Genomic DNA, 24,264 nt, shown 5'->3' on the forward strand with positions numbered 1-24,264 from the left:
TTCCTGCAGCGGCAACTCAGCTTCGCGCCAGACCACTTGCACCGGCGTCGCCAACCCTTCCCAGACCACTCCGGTGCGCAGAATATCGTGACGTGTCATGACCTGGCGCAGCGCGGCGGCAAAGGCGTGCAAGCGTTCAAGGCTGTCGAATGCCAGCCGCGATTGCAGCAGGTATGGATCGCCCTGCCCGGCGCTCAGGTGGTGGTAAAGAATGCCTTCCTGCAACGGCGCCAGCGGATAGATGTCCTGCACATTGGCGGCCCCGCCTGGCACCGTGGCGACGATGCGCTCGATGCTGGCCTGATCCAGTTGTACAAGCGGTAGCAGATCCGGGGTAATGCGCGTGCAACCGGGCGCAATCAGGTTGGCCGGCACCGCAACTTCGCGACCACTGCCGACGGCGGCGGCCAGTGCGGCGAGGGTTGGCTGGCTGAACAGCACGCGCACGTCGGTGCTCAGGCCGAGCTGACGCATGCGCTCGATCAGGGTCACCGCCAGCAGCGAATGCCCGCCCAGTTCGAAGAAGTTGTCGTGACGCCCGACCTGTTCGACTTGCAGCACCTCGGCCCATACCTGCGCCAGCGCGTTTTCCACCGGCCCTTGCGGCGCGGCGTATTCGCGGCTGAGCCAGGCGTCCTGATCCGGTTCGGGCAAGGCCTTGCGGTCGAGTTTGCCGTTGGCGGTCAGCGGCAGCGCCTCAAGCCGCACGTAAGCTGCCGGCACCAGCGCCTGCGGCAGGCGCGCTTGCAGATGCGCGCGCAGAGCCTCGATATCGACTGTTGTGCGAGCAGTAAACCAGGCGATCAACCGCGCCTCACGCACCAGCACCACCGCGTCCTGCACTGCCGGATGGCTGGACAGCGCGGCTTCGATTTCACCCAGTTCCACCCGCACGCCGCGCAGTTTGACCTGATCGTCGTTACGCCCCAGGTACTCGATATTGCCGTCGGCCAACCAGCGCGCGAGGTCGCCGGTGCGGTACATGCGCGCCTGTGGCTCGTCACTGAACGGGTCTTCGAGGAAGCGTTCGGCGGTCAGCTCGGGACGGTTCAGATAACCACGGGCGACACCCGCGCCACCGACGTACAACTCACCCGCCACGCCAACCGGCACCGGACGCTGCTGTTCATCGAGCAGGTAGATCCGGGCGTTGCTGATGGGCCGGCCGATGTGCAGCAACTGCCCGACATTGACCTGTCCGGAGGTGGCGACCACCGTGGCCTCGGTCGGGCCGTAGTTGTTGATGACGTCGAATGTCTGCTCACGCGAGAACTGCCGCAACTTGTCGCCGCCGATCAGCAGCGTGCGCAAAGTCGGATGACCCAACTCACGACTGAAGGCGTATTCGGCAATCGGCGTCGGCAGGAAGCTCACCTGCAACGGTTGCGCGCGCCACCAGTCGAGCAGTTCATCCAGGTGTTCGTTGCTGATCGACGGCGGCGGCAGATGCAGGGTCGCGCCAACACACAGCGCCGGCCAGACTTCCCAGGCCATCGCGTCGAAACCGCAACCGGCGACGCTCGCGGTGTGGCTGCCGGCACGCAGATCGAACGCCTCGCAGTGCCAGTGCACAAGGTTTTCCAGGGTTGCGTGTTCGACCATCACGCCTTTCGGCTGACCGGTCGAACCCGAGGTGTAGATCACGTAGGCCAGATGCGCCGGGGTCAGGGTCGGCAGTTGCGGATTGGTAGCCGGCAGGTGTTGCCAGAGGGCGTTGTCCAGATCGATCACCGGCACCCGGCCCAGCAGCTCGCGGGTCGAGCCCTGCGCCAGCACCGCCACCGGATCGCTGTCCTGCAACAGGTAGGCGATGCGTTCGGCCGGGTACGCCGGATCGACCGGCACATAACCGGCGCCGGCCTTGAGAATCGCCAGCAGCGCCACCAGCATCTGCGGGCCGCGTTGCAGGCACACGGCAATCCGGTCGTCCGGCTGCACGCCGAGGCCGAGCAAGTGATGGGCCAGGCGATTGGCCTGCTGATTGAGTTGCGCATAGGTCAGTTGCTGCGAGCCTTGCACCACCGCCAATGCCTGCGGCTGCTGCTCGGCCTGCGCTTGCACCAGCGCCTGAATCGTTGCACCGCGCGGATACGCCGCCGCGGTCGGGTTGAATCCGACCAGCAAGCGCTCGTATTCCTCCACCGAAAGAATCGGCAAACGGTTGAGCGCACGCTGTGGCGTCTGCTCCAGTGCGTGCACCAGATGTTCCAGCGCGGTATGCATGTAGCCGCAGATCCGTTGCGCGCCGATCTGCGCCAACGCCAGCACCGACAGGGAAAAGTCTTCGCCGAGATCGTCGACGCTGAGGGTCAGCGGATAGTTGCTACGCTCTTCGCCACCGAGCAATTGCACGCCTTCCCAGATGCCCTGACCGTCACGCGGCTGTGCCTCGGCGGCGCTATGCCGGTAGTTGAGCAAGGCGCTGAACAGCGGCGCGCCGGATACTGCGCTGCAGCGCTGGGCCAGCGCCAATGGCGCGTGTTCATGGGCGAGCAATGCCGTCAGTCGTGCGTGCGTGGTCTTGACCGCAGCGCGCACGCCTTCGCTGACATCCACCCGCAACGGCAAGGTATTGATGAACACACCAAGGGTGCGATCCGCGCCCTCGCCGCCCTGCAAGCGACCCAACAGCACCGTGCCGAACACCACGTCGCGGCGGTTGGCAAGCACGCCCAACACCTGCGCCCAGGCCAGGTGCATCAGGCTCGCCGGACTGACACCCAGCTGCCGCGCCTGTTCACGCAGGCGCAGGGTCAACCCGGCATCCACGGCTTGCTGCGCCTCCTCGATGTCGCCGCCATCGCCTTGCACGTCGTGCAGACCGAACGGCAGGGTCGGTTCATCGATATCGCCGAGCATGTCGCGGAAGAACGTTTCGTGCTCCTGCTCGCTGGCACCCATACGCGCCTGCGCCACGTAGTTGCGATACGGCATCGGCGTGCCGAGGCTGTCGGCCTGATTGAACATGAACGCGCGCATTTCCTGGCCCACCACCTCCATGGCGGTGTGGTCGAGAATCAAGTGCTGGAACAGGATGATCGCTACCACACGTTGCTGCGCCGGGTCCTCGGCGTAGACGATGCGCATCAGCGGCGCCTGGCTCAGGTCGAGGCGGTTGTGCCGGGCATCGAACCGCGCGTGCAACTGCTCGAGGACGTCGCCCTGCGCCGGATCCAGAGGCACCGCTTGCACCACCAGCGGCGCCTGACGCCAGACCACTTGCTGCGGACTCGCCAGCCCTTCCCAGACCACACTGGTGCGCAGAATGTCGTGGCGCTCGATGACCTGCTGCAAGGCATGGCTGAAGGTGCGCAGGCGCTCGACGCTGTCGAAGATCAGCCGCGATTGCAGCAAGTACGGATCGCCCTGTTCGGCGCTCAGGTGGTGGTAAAGAATGCCTTCCTGCAACGGTGCCAGCGGATAAATGTCCTGCACGTTGGCGGCCCCGCCCGGCACGGTGGCGACGATGCGCTCGATGCTGGCCTGATCGAGTTCGGTCAGGCTGAGCATGTCCGGGGTGATGTGCGTGCAGCCCGGCGGAATGCGGTTGGCCGGCACCTCGATTTCGCGACCGCTGCCTACGGCGGCGGCGAGTGCGGCCAGGGTCGGCTGATTGAACAGCACGCGAACGTCGGCCGCGAGGTCGATCTGGCGCATGCGTTCGATCAGGCTCACCGCCAGCAGCGAATGCCCGCCCAGTTCGAAGAAGTTGTCGTGACGCCCGACCCGCTCGACTTTCAGCACGTCGATCCAGATCTGCGCCAGCGCCATCTCGACCGGCCCTTGTGGGGCCTGATACTCGCGACTGAGCCACGCGCCATGCTCCGGTTCCGGCAAGGCCTTGCGGTCGATCTTGCCGTTGGCGGTCAACGGCAATGCGTCCAGCCGCACGTAAGCCGCCGGCAGCAGCGCATCCGGCAAGCGTGCCTGTAAATGCGTATGCAACTGTTGAATATCGACCGCTGTGCGCTCGGTAAACCACGCAATCAGCCGCCCGTCGCGGACCAGCACCACCGCTTCCTGCAACGCAGCGTGGCTGCCGAGCGCGGCTTCGATTTCACCGAGTTCGATACGCACGCCACGCAATTTGACCTGATCGTCGTTGCGCCCCAGGTACTCGATGTTGCCGTCGGCCAGCCAACGCGCCTGATCGCCGGTGCGGTACATGCGTGCCTGCGGCTCGTCGCTGAACGGATCGAAGAGAAACTGCGTAGCGCTCAGCTCCGGGCGATTCAGATAACCGCGCGCCACACCCGCCCCGCCAACATACAACTCGCCGGCCACACCCACCGGCACCGGGCGCTGTTCAGCGTCCAGCACGTAGACTTTGGCATTGGCGATCGGACGGCCGATATGCAACGGCTGGTCAAGCTCTACCCGCCCCGAGGTGGCGACCACCGTCGCTTCGGTCGGGCCATAGTTGTTGATCACGGCGAAGGTTTGCTGACGACTGAACTGACGCAGTCGGTCGCCACCGATCAGCAACGTGCGCAAGGTCGGGTGCTGCAATTGCCGGCTGAACGCGTATTCGGCCACCGGCGTCGGCAAGAAGCTGACCTGCAACGGCTGCGCGCACCACCAGTCGAGCAGCTCGTCGAGGTGCTCGTTGCGGATCGACGCCGGCGGCAGGTGCAAAGTGGCGCCGACACACAGCGCTGGCCAGACTTCCCAGGCCATCGCATCGAACCCGAAGCCGGCGACACTCGCAGTCTGGCTGCCGGCCTGCAAGTCGAAGGCTTCAGCGTGCCAGTGCACGAGGTTTTCCAGGGTCGCATGCTCGACCATCACCCCTTTCGGTTGGCCGGTGGAACCGGAGGTGTAGATCACGTAAGCCAGATGCTTCGGCGTCAATGCCAGCACCTGCGGATTGGCATCCGACAGGTGCTGCCAGAGGTCGTTGTCCAGATCAATGACCGGCACGCCACCGAGCAGATCGCGGGTCGATGCCTGCGCCACGACGGCCACCGGGGCGCAGTCCTGCAACAGATAGGCGATGCGTTCCGGCGGATACGCCGGATCGACCGGCACATAACCGGCGCCGGCCTTGAGGATCGCCAGCAACGCGACCAGCATGTCCGGGCTGCGCCGGGCACACAGGGCGACCCGATCATCGGGCTGCACGCCAAGGCCGATCAGGTGATGCGCCAGGCGATTGGCCCGCTGATTGAGTTCGCCATAGCTCAACTGCTGGGTGCCTTGCACCGCCGCCAATGCCTCGGGGTGCGCGGCCGCCTGGGCCTCGAACAAACGCTGCACGGTCCGCGCCTGCGGGTAGTCGCGACCGGTGATGTTGAACCCGATCAGGACCCGCTGCCGCTCGCTCGGCGACATCACCGAAATCTGCCGCAGCGGCGTGGCCGGATTGTGCTCGAGGGCGGTCAGCAGGTTGTGCAGCGCGGTCTGCAGGTAATCGCAGACCCGCGCGCCATCCACTTGCGGCACCGCCTGCACGCTCAGGCGGAAACCTGCGCCGAGGTCATCGACGCTGACCACCAGCGGATAGTTGCTGCGCTCGCGCGAGCTGAGAATCTCGATCCCGTCCCAGGTCACGCCTGCCGGTTCCGCCGCACTGTGGCGATAGTTGAGCAAGCTGCTAAACAGCGGCAGCGACGCGGCAACACCGCTGCAACGCTGGGCCAGCGACAGGGAGGCCTGCTCATGCGCCAGCAATTGCGCCAGACGTTCGTGAGTAGCGCGCACGCCTTGCTGCACCGCGGTCGCGCCGACACTGACCCGCAGCGGCAAGGTATTGATGAACATGCCGAGTGCGCGATCGGCGCCCTCCCCGCCCTGCATGCGCCCGAGCAGCACGGTGCCGAACACCACCTCTTCGCGCCCCGAAACCTGCGCCAGCACCTGACCCCAGGCCTGATGCACCAGACTGGCCGCGCTGATGCCGAGCCTGCGCGCCTGCTCGCGCAAGCGCTCGGCCACGCCGGCGTCCAGCGCCTGCTCACTGTCAATGATCGTGCTGCCATCGCCATGCACATCCTGCACACCGAAGGCCACGGTCGGCTCGTCGATGTCGCCGAGCATGTCGCGGAAGAACGCTTCATGCGCCTGCGCATTGGCCTGTTGTTGCGCCTGTGCCACGTAGTTGCGGTACTGCACCGGCGGCGGCAGATCGACGCCGCTCGGGTACAGGCTGTCGTTCATTTCCGCGAGCAACACCTCCAGTGCGGTGTGGTCGAGCACGATGTGGTGCAGCAACAGGATGCCGACCCAGCGCTGCTGTTCACGGTCTTCGGTGTAGGCCAGACGCATCAGCGGTGCGCGGCGCAGGTCGAGGCGATAGTGCCGCGGATCGAAACGTGCCTGCATCTGCTCCAGCACATCGCCGACCAGCAGGTCGGCATCGACCCGTTCCAGCGCCAGCGGCGCCTCGCGCCAGACCACTTGCACCGGTTCTTCAAGCCCTTCCCAGACCACGCTGGTGCGCAGAATGTCGTGGCGCTCGATCACCGCGTTCAACGCACGGACGAAGGCCTTGATCTGCGCCAGTCCGGCGAAGGCAAATTGCGCCTGCAACACGTACGGGTCACCGGCGCTGGTCGCCAGATGGTGATAGAGGATCCCTGCCTGCAACGGTGCCAGGCCATAGATGTCCTGCACATTGGCAACGCCGCCGGGCACAGTGGCGACCACGCGGTCGATGGCGGCCTGATCCAGCGTCGCCAGGGGCAGCATGTCCGGGATGATCCGCGGGCAATCGGCAGGAATCAGATTGTCCGGCACTCGCAGGGCATGACTGTGGCTCAAGGTCGCCGCCAGTGCCGCCACGCTCGGCTGGCCGAACAGCACGCGCACGTCGCACTGCAAGTCGTGCTGACGCATGCGTTCGATCAGTTTGACTGCCAACAGCGAATGGCCGCCAAGTTCGAAGAAATTGTCATGCCGCCCGACCTGCTCGACACCGAGCAGGGTCTGCCAGATCCCGGCGATCAGCGTTTCCACCGGTCCCAGCGGGGCTTCGAAACCGCGACGGGCGAATGCCTCGCTGTCCGGTTGTGGCAAGGCTTTGCGATCGAGCTTGCCGTTGCTGGTCAGCGGCAACGCATCGAGGCGCACAAACGCGCTCGGCACCATGTAGTCGGCCAGCGACAGCAGCAACTCGTCGCGCAATTGCGCAGCGCTTGGCTCAGCGCCTTCGGCGGCCAGCCAGTAGGCGACCAGACGCTGATCGCCGGGGCTGTCCTCGCGGGCGATCACCACCGCTTCGCGCACACCGGCGCAGGCTGCGAGGCGAGCTTCGATTTCACCGAGTTCGATGCGGAAACCACGGATCTTCACTTGATCGTCGTTGCGCCCCAGGTACTCAAGGCTGCCATCCACCGTCCGGCGTGCGAGGTCACCGGTCTTGTACAGACGCGCCTCGGCACGGCCGCTGAACGGGTCGGCAATAAAGCGCTCGGCTGTCAGCGTCTCGCGGTTGAGGTAGCCGCGGGCAACCCCGGCGCCGCCGACGTACAACTCGCCGATCACGCCGACCGGCACCGGTTCGCGCTGCGCGTCGAGCACGTACAGCTGCAGATCGGGGATGCCGACGCCGATCGGGCTGCGTCCGACCAGCAGCGCGTCCGCTGCCTCCAGTGGCCGATAGGTCACGTGCACCGTGGTTTCGGTGATGCCGTACATGTTCACCAGCCGCGTACCGGCATTGCCGACCCGCGCGTACCACGGTTTGAGCAGGCCCGGTTCCAGGGCCTCGCCGCCGAAAATCACTTCGCGCAACGAGTGCTGCAACGGGCTGCGTCCCTGCGCGGCGATCAACTGGCGGAAGGCGCTCGGGGTCTGATTGAGCACGGTGACGCCGCTGCGGCACAGCAGCGCGTAGCAGTCGTCCGGCGAACGGCTGACGGCCTGCGGCACCAGCAACAATTGCCCGCCAAACGCCAGCGCGCCCCAGATTTCCCAGACCGAGAAATCGAAAGCGAAGGAATGGAACAGCGCCCACACATCTTGCGGGTTGAAGTTGAACCAGTCGTGGGTCGCCGAAAACAGCCGCACTACGTTGCGGTGTTCGACCATCACGCCTTTGGGCAATCCGGTGGAGCCCGAGGTGTAGATCACGTAGGCGAGATGACTTGGAGTCAGCTCGGGAATCTGCGGATTGCTGCTGAGTTCAGCCTGCAACTGCAGGCTGTCCAGATCGATGATCGGCACGTTGAGCGCGCCAACCCGGTCCAGCGTATCGGCCTGAGTCAGCACCGCCACCGGGGCGCTGTCCTGCAGGGTGTAGGCGATGCGCTCCAGTGGATACGCCGGGTCGATCGGCACGTAACCGGCGCCTGCCTTGAGGATACCGAGCAGGCCGATGATCATGTGCGGGCCACGCTCGACGCAGATCGCCACGCGCTGATCCGGGCGAATCCCCTGTGCCAGCAGGTGATGGGCAAGCTGATTGGCGCGGCGGTTAAGCTCGCCGTAGCTCAGCGTCTGCGCCTCGAACAGCAGCGCTGTGGCCTCCGGGCGCGCCGCCGCATGGGCTTCGAATTGCTGATGAATCAGCGGCGTTTCCGGGAACTGCGGCAACGGCGAGTTGACCCCGTGCAGCAGGTATTCGCGCTCGGCGGCCGGCAGAATATTCAGGCGTTGCAGCGGCGCATCCGGGGTCGATTGCAAGGCCTGCAGCAGGCTGTGCAACGCGGTGTGCAGATAAGCGGCGATGCGTTCGGCGCCCAGCGCCGCATCGGCCAGCGCGGTGATGCGCAAGTCTTCGCCGAGGTCGTCGATGTTGATCGTCAGCGGGTAGTTGGTGCGCTCGCGGGCGCCCAGCACTTGCACGCCGGGGGCCAGTTCGCTGACTTCGGCGATTTCTTCGCTGCTGCTGTGGCGGTAGTTGAGAATCGCGCTGAACAACGGCGTCGGCACCGCCACCGCGCTGCAACGCTGGGCCAGTGCCAGCGAGGTCTGCTCATGGCCGAGCAACGCGGTCAGGCGTCGATGGGTCGCCAGCACCCCGGCACGCACGCCGTCCTGCCCGACATCCACACGCAGCGGCAAGGTGTTGATGAACATCCCCAGCGCCTGTTCGCCGCCCTCACCCGCCGCCATCCGTCCCAGCAGCACGGTGCCGAACACCACCGCCGTACGCCCGGACAACTGACCGAGCACCCGCGCCAGTGCCAAGTGCATCAGACTGGCGACGCTGACGCCGAGCTGGCGCGCCTGCCCGCGCAGTTGCCGGCTGAAGTCAGTGTCGAGCATCAGCAAGGCTTCTTCGATGGCTTGGCCGTCGCCCTGCACATCCTGCAAACCACAGGGCAAGGTCGGCTCGTCGATGTCGGCAAGCATCTCGCGGAAAAACGCTTCATGCACCTGCTCGTCCAGACGCAGGCGGGCCTTGGCCAGGTGATCGCGGTACGGCACCGCCGGCCCGACCTGCGCGGTCTGGCCGAGCAGGTGCGCGCGGGTTTCGCGGCGCACCACGTCGAGGGCGACGTGGTCCATGATCAGGTGATGAAACAGCAACAGCGCGACCACACGACCGTTGTCCGGGTCCATGGCGTAGACCAGACGCAGCAGCGGCGCCTGCTGGATGTCGAGGCGGAAGAACCGTGGGTCGTGGCGTTCCAGCAATTGCGTCAGTGCATCCGCACCCGCGTCGAGGGCGATTTCTTCGCAATACAGACGAGCCTGCCGCTGCACCACTTGCAGCGGTTCATCCAGGCGTTCCCAGACGAATGAGGTGCGCAGGATGTCGTGGCGTTCGATCATCCACTGCAACGCTTCGGCGAAGGCGTTCAGACGTTCGCGGCTGTCGAAGGCGAACCGCGCCTGCGACACGTAGGGGTCGCCGGCGGGCGCCGACAGGTGCAGATAGAGCATGCCTTCCTGCAGCGGTGCCAGCGGGTAGATGTCCTGCAGGTTGGCGGCGCAGCCGGGCACCTTGGCGACCAGCCGGTCAATGGTCGGCTGATCCAGCTTCACCAGCGGCAGCATGTCCGGGGTGATGCGGAACGCCGGGCTCAGCCAGTCGCCACCGTGGCGGGCAACCAGTTCCAGCAATTGCGCCTTGTGTTCGCCGAGGCTGTCCCACAACGCATCGTCCAGCGCGTCGTCACTGCCCAGAATGACCAGGTCTTCATCTTCCTGTTGAAGGCGGATCGCATGGGTGGAAAGAACAGCCATCAGTTCGCTGAAATGCATGGGATAACCTGCTGTAAATACGAGAAAAAGGAGCGCGCAGCCGCGAGTCCGTGCCTGCTGCGCGCAGCCTGGAAAAGCTAAAACATCAGGGCTTGCGGGGCTGACATGGGAAGCGGGGACAAGCCAGCCTCCCTGCGGGTGAGCAACCGAATACCTGTGGCGAGGGAGCTTGCTCCCGCTGGACTGCGTAGCAGGCCCCGATGTTGTGCATCAGGAACCGGGGGACGCTTTGCGCCCCAGCGGGAGCAAGCTCCCTCGCCACAGGTTCGGTGTCAGACGCAGAGTTCAGAGCCGGCGTTTGCGATTGAGGCTCGGGATGGTGGTTTGCGGGATGACCACTTGCTGCGCCTCGGGTGTGGTGCTGAGCGCCAGCGCCGCCAGGGTCGGCTGGCTGAACAGCGCCCGGGCGTCGGTGTGCAAACCGCTCTGACGTATGCGCGCCACCAGACTCACTGCCAGCAGCGAGTGCCCACCGAGTTCAAAGAAGTTGTCATGGCGACCGACCTGTTCGACGCCGAGGACTTCAGCCCAGATCTGCGCCAGCGTGGTTTCGACTTCACCCTGTGGCGCCACGTATGGACGGTTGATCACCGCATCGGCCCCCGGCTCCGGCAAGGCCTTGCGGTCGATCTTGTCGTTTGGTGTCAGCGGCAAGGCGTCGAGCCGCACAAACGCGCCCGGCACCATGTACTCCGGCAGACGCTCCAGCACATGCGCGCGCAAGGCCTCCAGACTGGGGGCTTCTACGCCGGAACGCACGGTGTACCAGGCCACCAGACGTTCATCACGGACCATCACCACCGCCTCGCGAATCGCCGGATGTTCGATCAACCTTGCCTCGATTTCCCCCGGCTCCAGGCGCAAGCCCCGCAGCTTGATCTGGAAGTCGTTGCGACCAAGGAATTCCAGCTCGCCGTGATTGTTGTAGCGCGCCAGATCTCCCGTGCGGTACAGGCGATCACCCGCCACAAACGGGCTGTCGATGAAGCGCTCGGCCTGCATTTCCGGCAAACCGTGATAACCACGCGCCACGCCGACGCCGCCGATGTGCAACTCTCCGCTGACGCCTTGTGGCACTGGTTGACCGTACGCATCAAGCACGTACAGCCGCGTGTTGCTCAAGGCTGTGCCGATCGGCACCACGTTGTCCGGCACCGGCATGTCCGGTTCCAGCGTCCAGCCCGTACTGTCCACCGTGGTTTCAGTCGGGCCGTAAACGTTATGCAACCGCACCCACGGCAGGCGATCGCGCACCTGGCGGGCCAGCGCTGCACTGAGTTCGCCGCCACCGTTAAGCACATCGGTCAGGCTGGTGCACTGCTCGACACCGTCCTGCTCGATGAACTGCTGCAGCAGCGCAGGAACGAACTTGACCACCGTCACCTGCTGCTCGCGAATGGTCTGCACCACATAGGCCGAATCGCGGTTGCCGTCCGGCCGCGCCAATACCAATCGCATCCCGGAACACAGCGGCCAGAAGATCTCCCACACCGAACTGTCGAAGCTGAACGGCGCTTTTTGCAGCAGCGCGCCGTGTTCGGTCGGCGGACTGAGCTGCGAGCCCCAATGCACCATGTTGCAGGCGCTGCGATGCTCGATCATCACGCCTTTCGGCAACCCGGTGGAACCCGAGGTGTAGATCATGTAAGCGAGGTTAGAAGCACTCAGGCCCGGCACCTGCAAGTTGCCTGTCGGCTGCTGCTCCCAACTGCCGTGCTCCAGATTGATCAGCGTCACACCCGGTTCGCCCAGCAATTGTCGCGTGGCGCCATGCACCAGCAGTGCGACAGGCGCGCTGTCCTGCAACATGTAGTTCAGGCGCTCCAGCGGATAGTCCGGGTCCAGCGGCACATAGGCGCCGCCCGCCTTGAGAATGCCGAGCAGGCCGACCAGCAGATCCAGCCCGCGCTCGACGCAGATCGCCACCCGCGAGTCCGGTTGCACGCCGAGTTCACGCAGGTGATGGGCCAGGCGATTGGCGCGCTCGTTGAGTTGCGCATAGGTCAGGCTTTGCTCGCCGGCCTGTGCGGCAACGGCGTGCGGTTTGCGCCGCACCTGTGCTTCGAACAGCGTGTGCAACGGCTGGTCCAGCGCACAATCGACCTCGGTGGCGTTGAACGTGATCAGCAAGCGTTGCAACTCCCCCGGCTGCAGGATCGGCAACTGATTCAACGGCTGTTGCGGCGTTTGCTCCAGAGCCTGCAGCAAACCGTGCAACGCGGTTTGCATGTAGCCGCAAATCCGTTGCGCGCCGATCTGGACGACGGCCCTGCCGGTGAGGCGCAAGCCGTTGCCAAAATCGTCCACGCTCATGGTCAGCGGGTAATTGGTGCGCTCCTCGTTGGCCAGGGTTTCGATGCCTTGCCAGGCCTGGCTGGACGGCTCCAGCAGTTCGGATTCGTCACTGTGGCGATAATTGAGCAGCGCGCTGAACAGCGGCGACGGCGAGGCGACGCCGCTACAGCGTTGGGCCAGTGCCAGCGAAGCGTGTTCATGCCCGAGCAGCGCGGTCAGCCGCGCATGGGTGGCGCGCACCGCGTCCAGCACGCCTGCATCGACATCGATGCGCAGCGGCAAGCTATTGATAAACACACCCAAGGCGCGGTCGGCACCCTCGCCCCCCTGCATGCGCCCCATCAGCACGGTGCCGAACACCACGCGCTGCTGGCCCGAAGTCGCCGCCAGTACCCGTGCCCACGCCAGATGAATCAGACTGGCGACGCTGACACCGGCCTGTCGCGCCTGGGTGCGCAATCGCTGATACACGTCCGCCGGCAGCACCTGCTGCGCTTCCTCGATACCGTTACCATCACCCTGCACTTCCTGCAGCCCGAACGGCAGGGTCGGCTCGTCGATGTCCGCCAGTTGCGCGCGGAAAAACACCTCGTGTTCCTGCTCCGTGACACCCAGCCGCGTCTGCGCCACGTAATTGCGATACGGCACCGGCGGCGCCAGCGCCACGACCTGCCCCGACAGGCTGGCCTGCATCTCGCCGCGCATTACTTCAAGAGCGATGTGGTCCATGGCCAGGTGATGGAACAGCAGAATGCCCACCACCCGATCCAGCGCCGGATCGCGGGCATACACCAGACGCATCAGTGGCGCCTGACTGACGTCGAGGCGATAACGCCGGGCGTTGAAGCGCGCGTGCAACTGGTCGATGATCGGGCCGTTGGCCGGGTCCAGCTCGACCTCCTGCAACGGCAGAATCGCCTCGCGCCATACCACCTGCACCGGGGTGGTCAGGCCTTCCCAGAGCACCGCGGTGCGCAGAATGTCGTGGCGCGCCATGACCTGGCGCAGCGCAGCGGCGAAGGCTTCGACGCGTTCAAGACTGTCGAACGCCAGTTGCGATTGCAGCAGGTACGGATCGCCCTGAGCGGCGGTGATGTGGTGATAGAGAATGCCTTCCTGCAGCGGTGCCAGCGGGTAGATGTCCTGCACGTTGGCGGCGCCGCCCGGCACAGTGGCCACGATCCGGTCGAGCGTCGGCTGATCCAGTTGCAGCAGGGGCAGCATATCCGCGGTGATGTGGGTGCAATCGGCGGTGATGCGGTTGGCCGGCACTTCGATCTCGCGACCGCTGCCGACTGAAGCCGCCAGCGCCGCGAGGGTCGGCTGACTGAACAGCACACGCACGTCGCTGCTCAAATCGAGCTGACGCATGCGTTCGATCATGATCACCGCCAGCAACGAGTGTCCGCCGAGTTCGAAGAAATGGTCGTGACGCCCGACCCGCTCGACTTGCAGGACTTCGGCCCAGATCTGCGCCAAAGCGATTTCGACCTCGCCTTGTGGCGCCTCATATTCGCGGCGGATCAAATCTTCCGCCCCGGGGGCCGGCAGCGCCTTGCGATCGACCTTGCCGTTGGCGGTCAGCGGCAACGCCGCCAGACGCACATAAGCACTGGGCAACATGGCGCTGGTCAGGCGCGTTTTCAGGTGCGCGTGCAGCGCGTTGATGTCCAGCGGCGCCTGCTCAGTGAACCACGCCAGCAGTTGCCCGTCGCGCACCAGTACCACCGCTTCGCGCACCGCCGTATGGCTGGCGAGTGCGCTCTCGATCTCGCCCGGCTCGATCCGTACGCCACGGATTTTCACCTGATCGTCGTTGCGCCCCAGATACTCCAGATTGCCGTCGGCGCGCCAGCGTGCAAGGTCGCCGGTGCGGTACAGGCGCGCGCCCGGTTCAGCGCTGAACGGATCACGCAGGAAGCGCTCGGCGCTCAAGTCCGCGCGGTTCAGGTAACCGCGAGCCACCCCGGCCCCGCCGACGTACAACTCGCCGCTCACGCCAATCGGCACCGGTTGCTGCTGCTCGTCGAGCAGATACACCGTGGCGTTGCTCACCGGTTTGCCGATGTGCAGCGCCTGCCCGGCGTCGATGCGCCCTGAAGTCGCCACCACGGTGGCTTCGGTCGGCCCGTAGTTGTTGATCACTTCGAACGATTGCTGACGCGGGAACTGACGCAAGCGATCGCCACCGATCAGCAGCGTGCGCAACGTCGGGTGATCGAGTTGGCGGCTGAACGCGTATTCGGCGATCGGGGTCGGCAAAAAACTCACGTCCAGCGGCTGCGCACGCCACCAGTCGAGCAGCGCATCAATGTCTTCGTTGCCATCGCTGACCGGCGCCAGGTGCAGGATCGCGCCCACGCACAGCGCCGGCCAGACTTCCCAGGCCATCGCGTCGAAACCGAAGCCGGCCAGGCTCGACGTATGGCTTCCGGCACGCAGGTCGAAAACGTCAGCGTGCCAATCGACCAGATTGCACAGCGTGCGATGCTCGACCATCACCCCTTTGGGCAGGCCGGTAGAGCCGGAGGTGTAAATCACATACGCGAGGTTTTCCGGGGTCAGCCCCGGCACCTTCGATGCGCCGACATCCGCGCTGGACCAGGTCGGGTGATCCAACTCGATCACCGGCACCGGCAACGCCGGCAGGTGCCCGCGCAACGCACTCTGGGTCAGCACCGCGATTGGCGAGCTGTCCTCCAGCAGATAGCTCAGGCGCTCGGCAGGATGCGCCGGGTCGAGCGGCACATAAGCGGCACCCGCCTTGAGAATGGCCAACAGCCCGACCAGTGTGTCGAGCCCGCGCCGGGCAACGATGGCCACCCGATCATCCGGCCGTACACCGAGATCGAGCAGATGATGGGCGAGTGCGTTGGCGCGCTGATTGAGCTCGGCATAGGTCAGGCAATGCCCTTGATGAACCGCCGCCAGCGCCTGTGGTCGTTGCGCGGCCTGGGCCTCGATACGCTGATGGATGGTCGTCGCGCTCGGGTATTCCACTCGTGTCGCATTCCACTGTTGCAGCAGCGCGCTTTCTTCGGGCGTGCTGAGCGCGAAATCCGCGACAGGCAGGTTCACCGCCTCCAGCCCTTGCTCCAGAATCAGCAACCAGCGGTCGGCCAGCGCCTTGACCTCATCGGCGGCAAAAAACGCCTCGCTGTAGATCAGGTAGAGGCGCGCGTCGTCATTGGTCAGATTACTCAGCAGGTGCACCGCAAGCGGCGTGGCCTCTTCCTGGTTCGAGGCCTTGATCATCCGCCCCGACGCCTCGCCATAGCGATAATCGTGAGTGCCCTGCTCGTAGGACACCGTGACCTCGAACAACTGCGAGCGCTCCTCACGCAGCAGGCCCAGGGCGCGGTTCATCTCACTCACGGAAAAACGCTGATGGCGAAAATCCTTGCGCAGTTCCTCACGGATCGTACTGATCAGTTCAGCGAAGGTGCGTTCGCGGCCGAAGCCCATGCGCACCGCACTGACCTGGGCGAACAGCCCAAGCGTGGACTTGAAGCGCGCGCCGGAGCGATTGAGGATCGGCAGCCCGACAACCCATTCGTCACGCTCGGCGGTACGGCTGAAATACACGTGCAGCGCCGCCAGCAACACATGGAATGCCGAAGCGCCAAATTCCCGGGCCACCTGCTTCATGCGCTGGTGCAGCAGCGCCGGCAAGGGCTGCGCATGGACCTGCGTCTGCGCGGCATTGCCGGCCAGGCTCTGCTGATATCGCGGCAGCAACAGCGGCTCGGGCAATTGTCGGTACTTGTCCAGCCAGTAGGTGCGGTCCTGCGCATAACGCGGCGACGCGTGATAGCGCGCATTGTCTTCGATGAAGTCGATGTACGACGGCGCCGAAGCCGGCACAGGCCGGCCCTGCGCCAGCGCGTTATAGATTTCGTCCAGCGACTTGAACATTTCGCCGAAGCTCCAGCCATCGACGATCAAGTGATGAGCCTGAGCGGACAACCAATGGCGCTCGCCATCAAGGCGGATCAACAGAAAACGGAACAGGCAGCCGCCGTCGAGCACGAAGGGCTGATTGATGCGCGCCTGCACCAGGGCCCGCGCTGCCGCCTCCGGGTCAGTGTGCGTCGACACATCGTCGATCGGCATCGGCACCGGTAATGAGCGGGCAAACTGCTGCAGAGGCAAGCCATCGACTCCGGCGCCCGGCAGCAGGATCGTGCGCATCGCGTCATGCCGGGCCACCAGCGCTTCAAGGGCGGCGTGCATGAGTGCCGGATCCAGCGGGCCGCTGAGGTCCATGTACCCGCCAATGTTGTACAGCGGCGAATCACCGCGACTCAGCTGATCCAGCCAGATATCCAGCTGCGCAGCGGTCAGCGGATACGTCTGGAGCGATGCGGACGGCGTGGCCACCGCAGGAGCAGAAATAGGCGGCATAAGATCCTTCTCATGTGATTTTGCGCCTATTCAAGCATCGGCCCCGATGCCGACATGACACGTGAAACCCGGACAACCCCACCCCGTGCGCGGGCCTGTCAGTGCTTGTTGACCCTGACTGGGCGGGAACTATCTAAAAGTTCGGACAGGAAACACTGAAAAACTTGTAGGAAAAATGCCACACATCAGCGCTGCCATCGGCCCTCTCGGTTACCTCACAGCAACGTAAATGTCCCGGTTTTCAAGGCTTTTCCGTGACCAAACAGTCAGGCAGCGCACGACATCTGTACCAGATGGCGTCAGAAGCCCGGCGCCAAGTTTCAGAAATGATGGCACTTTGTGTCCCTGTTTTCCCCTACAGACGTAGGACAAATCCATAGGCTTAAATCCCGCCCCAGATCAGTTTCAAGGAGGGACGATTGCGTGGGCGGCTTTTGCATAAACAGCGGACGACTCGGTGATGACTCGGAACCAGGGATGACAAGGATATGAATCTGACCGGCAGCATTCGCAACATGGAAAACCCGCACTTCTACTGGCAACTGGGGGAACTGATTGCCAGCACGGGCGACGATCATTTCGCCAGCAATATGTTCCAGTTGGTCGACACCCTGGTGCCGGTCAATCGCGTCGACCTCAGCGAGTGGATCCTCGACGAGCGCCAGGCCAGCGTGGTCGAGATCAAGGCACTGGGCAGCGCCGGCCTGCCCCAGACCTTCCCGCCACCGGACCCGTTGAAGAGTCCGGACGATCATCCGTTGTTGCAGAAGATGATCGAGATGAATGATTCCCTGCTGATTCAACTCAAAGCATCACTTCAGCCACGACATCCGCAGCACAGCGTCCACCAGTGCAATCTGGTGTCCCGCACCTCCAACCGCCGCTGTGTCATCTCGTTCTACCGACCGCATACGCAACGGGTGTTTTCCCTGCCGGAGCTGTCGTTTCTCAAAAGTCTGTCCGACACCCTGCTGCCGCTGATTGAACGGCACGCGCACCTCAGTCGGCAAATCATCGCCAAACAGCCGCGCCCACCGTTGGCCGATATGGAGCAGGCACCGTTACAACAAATGCTGGATGAGCGCCTGGCGCTGGGCGGCATCGTGCTGTCGGCGCGGGAAAAGGAAGTCTGCCTGGGCCTGCTGACCGGCGGCACCGTGCCGCAACTGGCCGAGAAGCTGCGGGTCAAGAGCAGTTCGATCGAGACCTATCTCAAACGGGCGACCGCCAAACTCGGGGTCAGCGGACGGCACGGACTGGCGCGCTGGATGGCCGGCGCGTAACCGCAGGGTCATGGTTCAACGGTGTCGATAGTGGTGTGGGGACTCAGTCCCCGGCACGTGTTTTTTCTGCATGAGAGCGTCCGATGTTGCGCATTTCCCTGCTGTCCCTCGCCGCCCTGCTGGCCGGTTGTTCGTTGATTCCCGAGTACCAGCGCCCTGCCTCACCGAGCGCTGCGCAGTATCCGCAAGGCACCGTTTACCCGGCACCGACACAGGCTGCACCGCGTACTGAAGACTGGCGCACCTTGTTCAACGACCCGGCGCTGCAACAGTTGATTGAAAGCGCGCTGGTCAACAATCGCGATCTGCGGGTGGCGGCGCTGAACGTCGAAGCGTTCCAGGCGCAGTACCGGATTCAGCGTGCCGATTTGCTGCCGGCGGTGTCGGCCACTGCCAGCGAATCGCGCCAGCGCATGCCGCCCAGCGTGACCCGCGGCAAAGCGCTGATCAATTCCACTTACGCGGTGAATCTGGGCGTCAGTGCCTATGAACTGGATTTTTTCGGCCGGGTGCGCAGCCTCAGTGAGCAGGCGTTGCAAACCTGGCTGGCGACCGAGCAGGCGCGACGCAGTGCCGAGCTGAGTCTGGTGGCCAACGTTGCCAATGCCTACCTGACCTGGCGCGCCGATCAGGAGTTGCTCGAGCTGAGCCGCCAGACCCTGGCCGCCGATGAGCAAAGCCTGCGCCTGACCACGCGCAACCGTGACGCTGGCAAGTCCTCGGCGCTGGAACAGGCGCAGGCGCAAACCAGCGTCGACAGTTCGCGGGCCAATCTGGCGCGTTATAAACGCCAGGTGGCGCAGGATCTGAACAGCCTGACGCTGCTGGTCGGCGCTCAGGTCCCCGAGAAACTGCCGGCGCGGCCACTGTCCAGCGATCTGGTGCAACAACTGCCGGCCGGGTTGCCGTCAGATCTGCTGCAACGACGCCCGGACATTCTTCAGGCCGAGTACAAACTGAAGGCCGCCAACGCCAATATCGGTGCGGCGCGGGCGGCGTTTTTTCCCAGCGTCAGCCTGACCGCCAGCGCCGGCACTTCCAGCCGCGACCTTTCCGGACTGTTCAGCGGCGGATCGGGAGGCTGGACTTTCCAGCCACAAATCAACCTGCCGATTTTCAATGCTGGCAGCCTGCGCGCGAGTCTGGATTACTCGAAGTTGCAGAAAGACGTGGCGGTTGCCGAATACGAGAAATCGATTCAAACCGCGTTTCAGGAAGTCGCCGATGGCCTGGCGGCGCGCAGCACTTATCAGCAGCAATTGCAGGCGCAGCGCGACCTGGTGCAGGCCACTCAGGACTACTACAACCTGGCACAGCACCGTTATCAGAATGGCGTCGACAGCAGTCTGGTGTTTCTCGATGCGCAACGTTCACTGTTCAGTTCGCAACAGGGGCTGATCACTGACCGGCTGGCGCAACTGGTGGCCGAGGTCAATCTGTACACCGCGCTGGGCGGCGGCTGGCGGGCCGATGAGGCGAGTGTTCAGTAGTCACTCGTCACTTTTTCTTACACCTTTTGTCGCCCGATCCTGCGCCGCGCGGCGATCCGTGGCCGGGGTCTGCCTTCAGTTTGGTATCATGCGCCGCTTTTACGGTTAACCCCCCGCCAGTCCTGCCGACTGACGGGCTGCAAAAGGCGGTATTAGATGACGGCTTTGTTGACTCGCCGCAAGGTGCTTGCGGGAATGGGCGTGCTGGGCCTGGGCCTGCTCGCCGGCTGCGACACCCGTGGCCAACTGTCGTACAAGTACGGCAAGGACCTGAGTGACAAGATCCTCGGACGCACCTTCAAGCTGAAGAACACCGACGGCGAAACCATGACGCTGTCGAGCTTTCGCGGGATGATGCCGATGATCTTCTTCGGCTTCACCCAATGCCCGGCGGTGTGCCCGACCACCCTCGCCCGCGCCGCGCAAATCAAGAAACTGATGGGCAAGGACGGCGACCGTCTGCAAGTGATCTTCATCACCCTTGACCCGGAACGCGACACGCCGCAGATCCTCGACGCCTACGTCAAAGCCTTCGACCCGAGCTTCGTCGCACTGTACGGCACGCTGGAAGAAACCCAGGCCACCGCCAAGGAATTCGACGTGTTCTTCGAGAAAGTGCCGGCGGGCGACACCTACACCATCTCCCACACGTCCACCAGTTACGTCTATGACTCGCGCGGCCAGTTGCGCATGGGTCTGTCTGTATCGCTTTCGGCACAAGAGTGCACGGAAGATTTGCTCACCGTTATGGAGGTCTGCTGATGCACCCCGTTTTGAACAACATCAAACGCGCCGTTTTCGCTGTGTCCCTGCTGGGCCTGGCTTTTCAGGCTAGCGCTCAGACCAGGGTCGACGACGCCTGGGTGCGTGCGACCGTGCCGACCCAATCGGCCAGCGGCGCGTTCATGACCGTCACTGCTGACAGCGACAGCAAACTGCTGAGCGTTGCCTCGCCGGTGGCCAAAGATGTGCAGATCCACGAAATGTCGATGAAGAACGACGTGATGAGCATGGGCCCGGTCAAATCGGTCGACCTGCCGGCCGGCAAAGCGGTCACCTTCGACCCGAACGGCTACCACGTAATGCTGATGGGCCTGACCGGCCAGCTCAAGGAAGGCGAAAGCGTGCCGCTGACCCTGACTGTGGAAAACGCCAAGGGCGAGAAAGAAACCGTCGAAGTCAAAGCTGAAGTCCGTGCGCTGACGCACATGGAAGGTCACGATCACAGCAAGATGCATTGATCTGACTTGGCGGAATAAAAAGGGGCGGCCTGATCGATGATCAGGTCGCCCCTTTTTTTGCGTGTTACGCGTCTCGCGCAATCGCCAGCGAATCACTGTCCTGCTTGTTCAAATCCAACGGTGCAGTCATTCGAGGATTTCGCGCCAGCAACCGCTTGATCCTGCCCCGCGCTGCTTGACGCAGATAGCGCTTGCTCAACTTCTCCAGGTGCAGGTCCAGACCACTGACCAGAAGCATTTTGCGTTTGGCGCTCTCGGCCTTCAGCAGGTAGTAGACGACCAATCCCGCCGGCGCGCCCCACCAGTTGAAGAACGCCCCCGCCACTGCCGAGGTCGCCAGGCAGGCGACATACGGGAGGCTGACCGGGATGCGATGAATGAATTCCTCGTGAAGCATTTTCCCCTCCGACAGCGGCGTGAGCCGACCCTCGCAGTGGTTGAACACACAGACCGCGCTCTTGCGTTCGCCACCCGGCAGGCAGCCGTAGAGTACCGAGATCTCTTCGCCCCGCTTGACCGGCAGATGCTTGTTGAACAGATCCAGCGGCAGATCACCCTGTGCAGTCCTGACCCAATACCGATCCTGATACTCGCCGGCAGGCATCAAAAACCGTTCATGGCGAACCATCGTTCCTCTGAAATCACCGAACTCGATGACGACCTTTCCACTTGTGAACGCTTGCATGGCTATACCGAACTGAAACTGATCTGGGTTTCGTGGTGAACCTCGCCGTTGACCAAGGTCACGACCGTTCGTTGTTCGCCTTTAGGGGTGTCGCGCATGTCGATTCCTTGAGCATTCCACGTCGGACGACGTGCAGAGGGAAAGTCCGTTGGGCTCGAATGCTACTGAGTGGCCATTAGGCTGTCTAGAAACGCGGCCAGCGGGTCCTGCGACTGCGGACCTTAAACAGCCTGAAACAATAAATCTGCCGTCGACAGAAGCGCGCCCTTTCGCCGCTATCGGGCTGACACGAACGCCGGTCATGGCTTCAGGCCCTTTACCGCGCTTGCGAGAGCAGATCAGCCGTGTGTTTAAAAGGGCGATCAGACAGCCCACCCTTGGTATCATCGCGCACACTTTTATGACGGTTTGATGGCTGGAAGGTCTTTTTTGTGAGCGTTCTTTTGCGTTGGTTGCGGCAGCCGCATGCCCGCCTGTTTTCCTTGATTCTGCTGGTGCTGATCGTGCCGGTGTGCCTGCGCGCGGCGCTGGGCTGGTCGTCGCCCCTGGGCTATTTGTCCGACCTGGCCATTGGCAGTTTGTTGGTGGTGTTGCTGCATCGTCGCGCGTGGTGGCTGGCGTTGCCGTTGCTGCTGTTCTGGGGGTTGCTGGCGGTGGCGACGGCCGAGTTGGTCAGCGCTGTCGGCCGGCTGCCGAATCCTACCGACCTGCATTACCTGATTGACCCGCAGTTCGTGGAAAACTCCACCGGTGGCGGTTTCGCCCATCCGGCGCTGGGCGTTGCCCTGCTGCTGGCGCTGCTGCTCTGGTTGCTGACGCGTTTCGTCAATCGCGCGCAACCCGCTGCTGCCCTGCCCCGCGCCGTGTGGGCCGCACCGGCGCTGCTGTTCGCCGCGCATTGGGCCGTGCAAAACCAGTGGCCGAGCGAAGAAGATCCATGGCGCATGTACAACCTGCCGCATCAATTGCTCGCCGCGCAAGTGGCCGATCTGCAGTTGCAGGCCGAGGAATGGCTGGACGGTGACGTCGAACCCGCCGCGCCACAGATGGCCGGGCTGACGGATCTGGATCTCAACGGCCACAAGCTGCTGGCCGCGCCGGGGCAGGCGCGCAACGTGCTGATCATCGCTCTGGAAGGCATTCCCGGCGCTTACATCCGCGCCAATCGCGAGGCCATCGGCAGTCACTATCAGGAAGACCTGATGCCCAACCTCAGCCGCTGGGCCGAGCGTGGCATGAACACCCCGGATTACGTGCTGCACACACACCAGACCATTCGCGGCCTGTACGCCATGCTTTGTGGCGATTACGACAAGCTCAACAACGGCACGCCCAAAGGCGTTGAAATGCTCACCCAGCAGGAGCGCAATCAGGCCTGCCTGCCGGCGCAACTGCGGCAGAACGGCTTCAGCACTCACTATCTGCAAGGCGCCGGTCTGCGTTTCATGGCTAAAGACAAGATCATGCCGCACATCGGTTTCGATGCGACCCATGGTCTGGAATGGTTCACCAACGCCAACTATCTGGAATTCCCGTGGGGCAAGGATGACAAGGCGTTCTTCGAAGGCGCGCTGGACTACGTTGGCCAACTGAAGAAGCAGAAAAAACCTTGGATGCTCACCCTGTTGACCGTCGGCACCCACCAGCCCTACTCCGCACCTGAAGAGTATCTGGCGCGCTACGAGACGCCGAAGCAGGCCGCTGTCGGTTACCTCGACGATGCACTGGAGCAGTTCCTCAGTGGCCTTGAACGTCAGGGCGTGCTCAAGGACACGCTGGTGGTGATCACTTCGGACGAATCCCACGGCATTGACGGCGTGCGTCTGGCGTCGTCGTGGGGCTTCAACCTGACCCTGGCGCCGGAGCATGAGCAACTGCCGCGACTGAATGCCGGGGTGTACGGTCATGTCGATCTGAGCGCGTCGATCCTCGACTATTTCGATCTGCCGGTGCCGTCGGCGCTGAGCGGCCGTTCGCTGTTCCGCGACTACGACAGCGGACGCGAAATCATGTCCTACACCAACGGTAAACTGCGCTACCACAACGGCCAGGGAATCTTTTCCGAGTGCGACATGCCGCGCCGTTGTCGGTACTACGAAAGCGCCGGTTTCATTGCCGAGCGCGCCACCTTCAAGGGCACCGAAAGCAGCCAGCAGGCCCGACAAATAGCCGCGCGGGCCATGGCGCTGGACCTGTCGCTGCTGCGCACCCCGCTCAATCAGCGTTACCAGTTCGGCAGCAACAACGTGATCCCGCTGCAGGCGCAGATCAACGATGACTGGGCCGACAACCTGATCGGTGCGCAATACCTGGAAATGCCCAAGGGCTCGCACACCCGCGTGCGCCTGACCGTGCGCTCGGTGGATCCGCAGCAGGCGGCGTACATTCAGCTCAAGGCCAAGGAGTTCGAACAGGACGTGCAACTGGGCCTGCCGACCGAGATGGTTGCCACGGCCGATCAGCCGCTGGAGATGGATTTCAGCTTCGACAACCCGCAACCGCGCAAGGCCTTTTCGTTCCACTTGCTGGGCTATGGACTGGGTGCGGTCGAGGTCACGGATTTCAGCGTGATTACCGAGTTGCCGGGGCAGGAAGATCCGCTGGATGCGCTGCCGGATGATGACACTGCGCAATCGAGTTGATGCCCCCCGTGTAAGAGCTGCCGCAGGCTGCGATCTTTTGATCTTGATCTTGAAAAAACAAAATCAATAGATCGC

The 24,264-nt window shown here is 63.8% G+C and carries 8 protein-coding genes (1 of these 8 only partly in view); 5 read left to right on the forward strand and 3 right to left on the reverse strand.

Annotated features, from left to right (window positions below; translation table 11 throughout):
- A protein-coding gene (locus tag AC27VU_RS12940) for an amino acid adenylation domain-containing protein (RefSeq protein ID WP_488724206.1) crosses the window boundary here: on the reverse strand, nt 1-10,149 show its 5' portion. It extends 2,865 nt beyond the left edge of the window; 10,149 of the gene's 13,014 nt are visible here — the first part of the coding sequence; it begins with the start codon at nt 10,147-10,149; its stop codon lies beyond the left edge, outside the window.
- 285 nt (nt 10,150-10,434) lie between these two features.
- The gene (locus AC27VU_RS12945) at nt 10,435-16,848 is read right to left on the reverse strand and encodes an amino acid adenylation domain-containing protein (RefSeq protein ID WP_488724207.1); all 6,414 of its coding nucleotides are present in this window, start codon (nt 16,846-16,848) and stop codon (nt 10,435-10,437) included.
- 488 nt (nt 16,849-17,336) lie between these two features.
- Between AC27VU_RS12945 and AC27VU_RS12950 the strand changes: the two genes are divergently transcribed.
- The 4 genes from AC27VU_RS12950 (at nt 17,337) to AC27VU_RS12965 (ending at nt 20,862) form a co-directional block, all read left to right on the forward strand.
- Nucleotides 17,337-18,131: a helix-turn-helix transcriptional regulator gene (locus tag AC27VU_RS12950; RefSeq protein WP_488724208.1), complete on the forward strand. Its 795-nt coding sequence runs from the start codon at nt 17,337-17,339 to the stop codon at nt 18,129-18,131.
- An 83-nt stretch (nt 18,132-18,214) separates the two neighbouring features.
- Complete coding sequence (locus AC27VU_RS12955) at nt 18,215-19,621, forward strand: efflux transporter outer membrane subunit (protein ID WP_488724209.1); 1,407 nt, start codon at nt 18,215-18,217, stop codon at nt 19,619-19,621.
- Between the two features lie 156 nt (nt 19,622-19,777).
- On the forward strand, nt 19,778-20,383 hold the full coding sequence (locus AC27VU_RS12960; protein ID WP_047599796.1) for an SCO family protein: 606 nt from the start codon (nt 19,778-19,780) through the stop codon (nt 20,381-20,383).
- On the forward strand, nt 20,383-20,862 hold the full coding sequence (locus AC27VU_RS12965; RefSeq protein ID WP_003224198.1) for a copper chaperone PCu(A)C: 480 nt from the start codon (nt 20,383-20,385) through the stop codon (nt 20,860-20,862). Before AC27VU_RS12960 ends, AC27VU_RS12965 begins: the two co-directional genes overlap by 1 nt.
- A gap of 64 nt (nt 20,863-20,926) precedes the next feature.
- Here AC27VU_RS12965 and AC27VU_RS12970 read toward each other — a convergent pair whose 3' ends face one another.
- Nucleotides 20,927-21,466: a hypothetical protein gene (locus tag AC27VU_RS12970; RefSeq protein WP_488724210.1), complete on the reverse strand. Its 540-nt coding sequence runs from the start codon at nt 21,464-21,466 to the stop codon at nt 20,927-20,929.
- Nucleotides 21,467-21,978: 512 nt separating this feature from the next.
- On the opposite strand from AC27VU_RS12970, the gene AC27VU_RS12975 reads away from it, so the two are divergent.
- Nucleotides 21,979-24,189, forward strand: coding sequence for an LTA synthase family protein (locus AC27VU_RS12975; protein WP_103521076.1), 2,211 nt, complete (start codon nt 21,979-21,981; stop codon nt 24,187-24,189).
- Nucleotides 24,190-24,264 lie beyond the last annotated feature (75 nt).

Source organism: Pseudomonas sp. 14P5.3.2 (genome assembly GCF_057799175.1).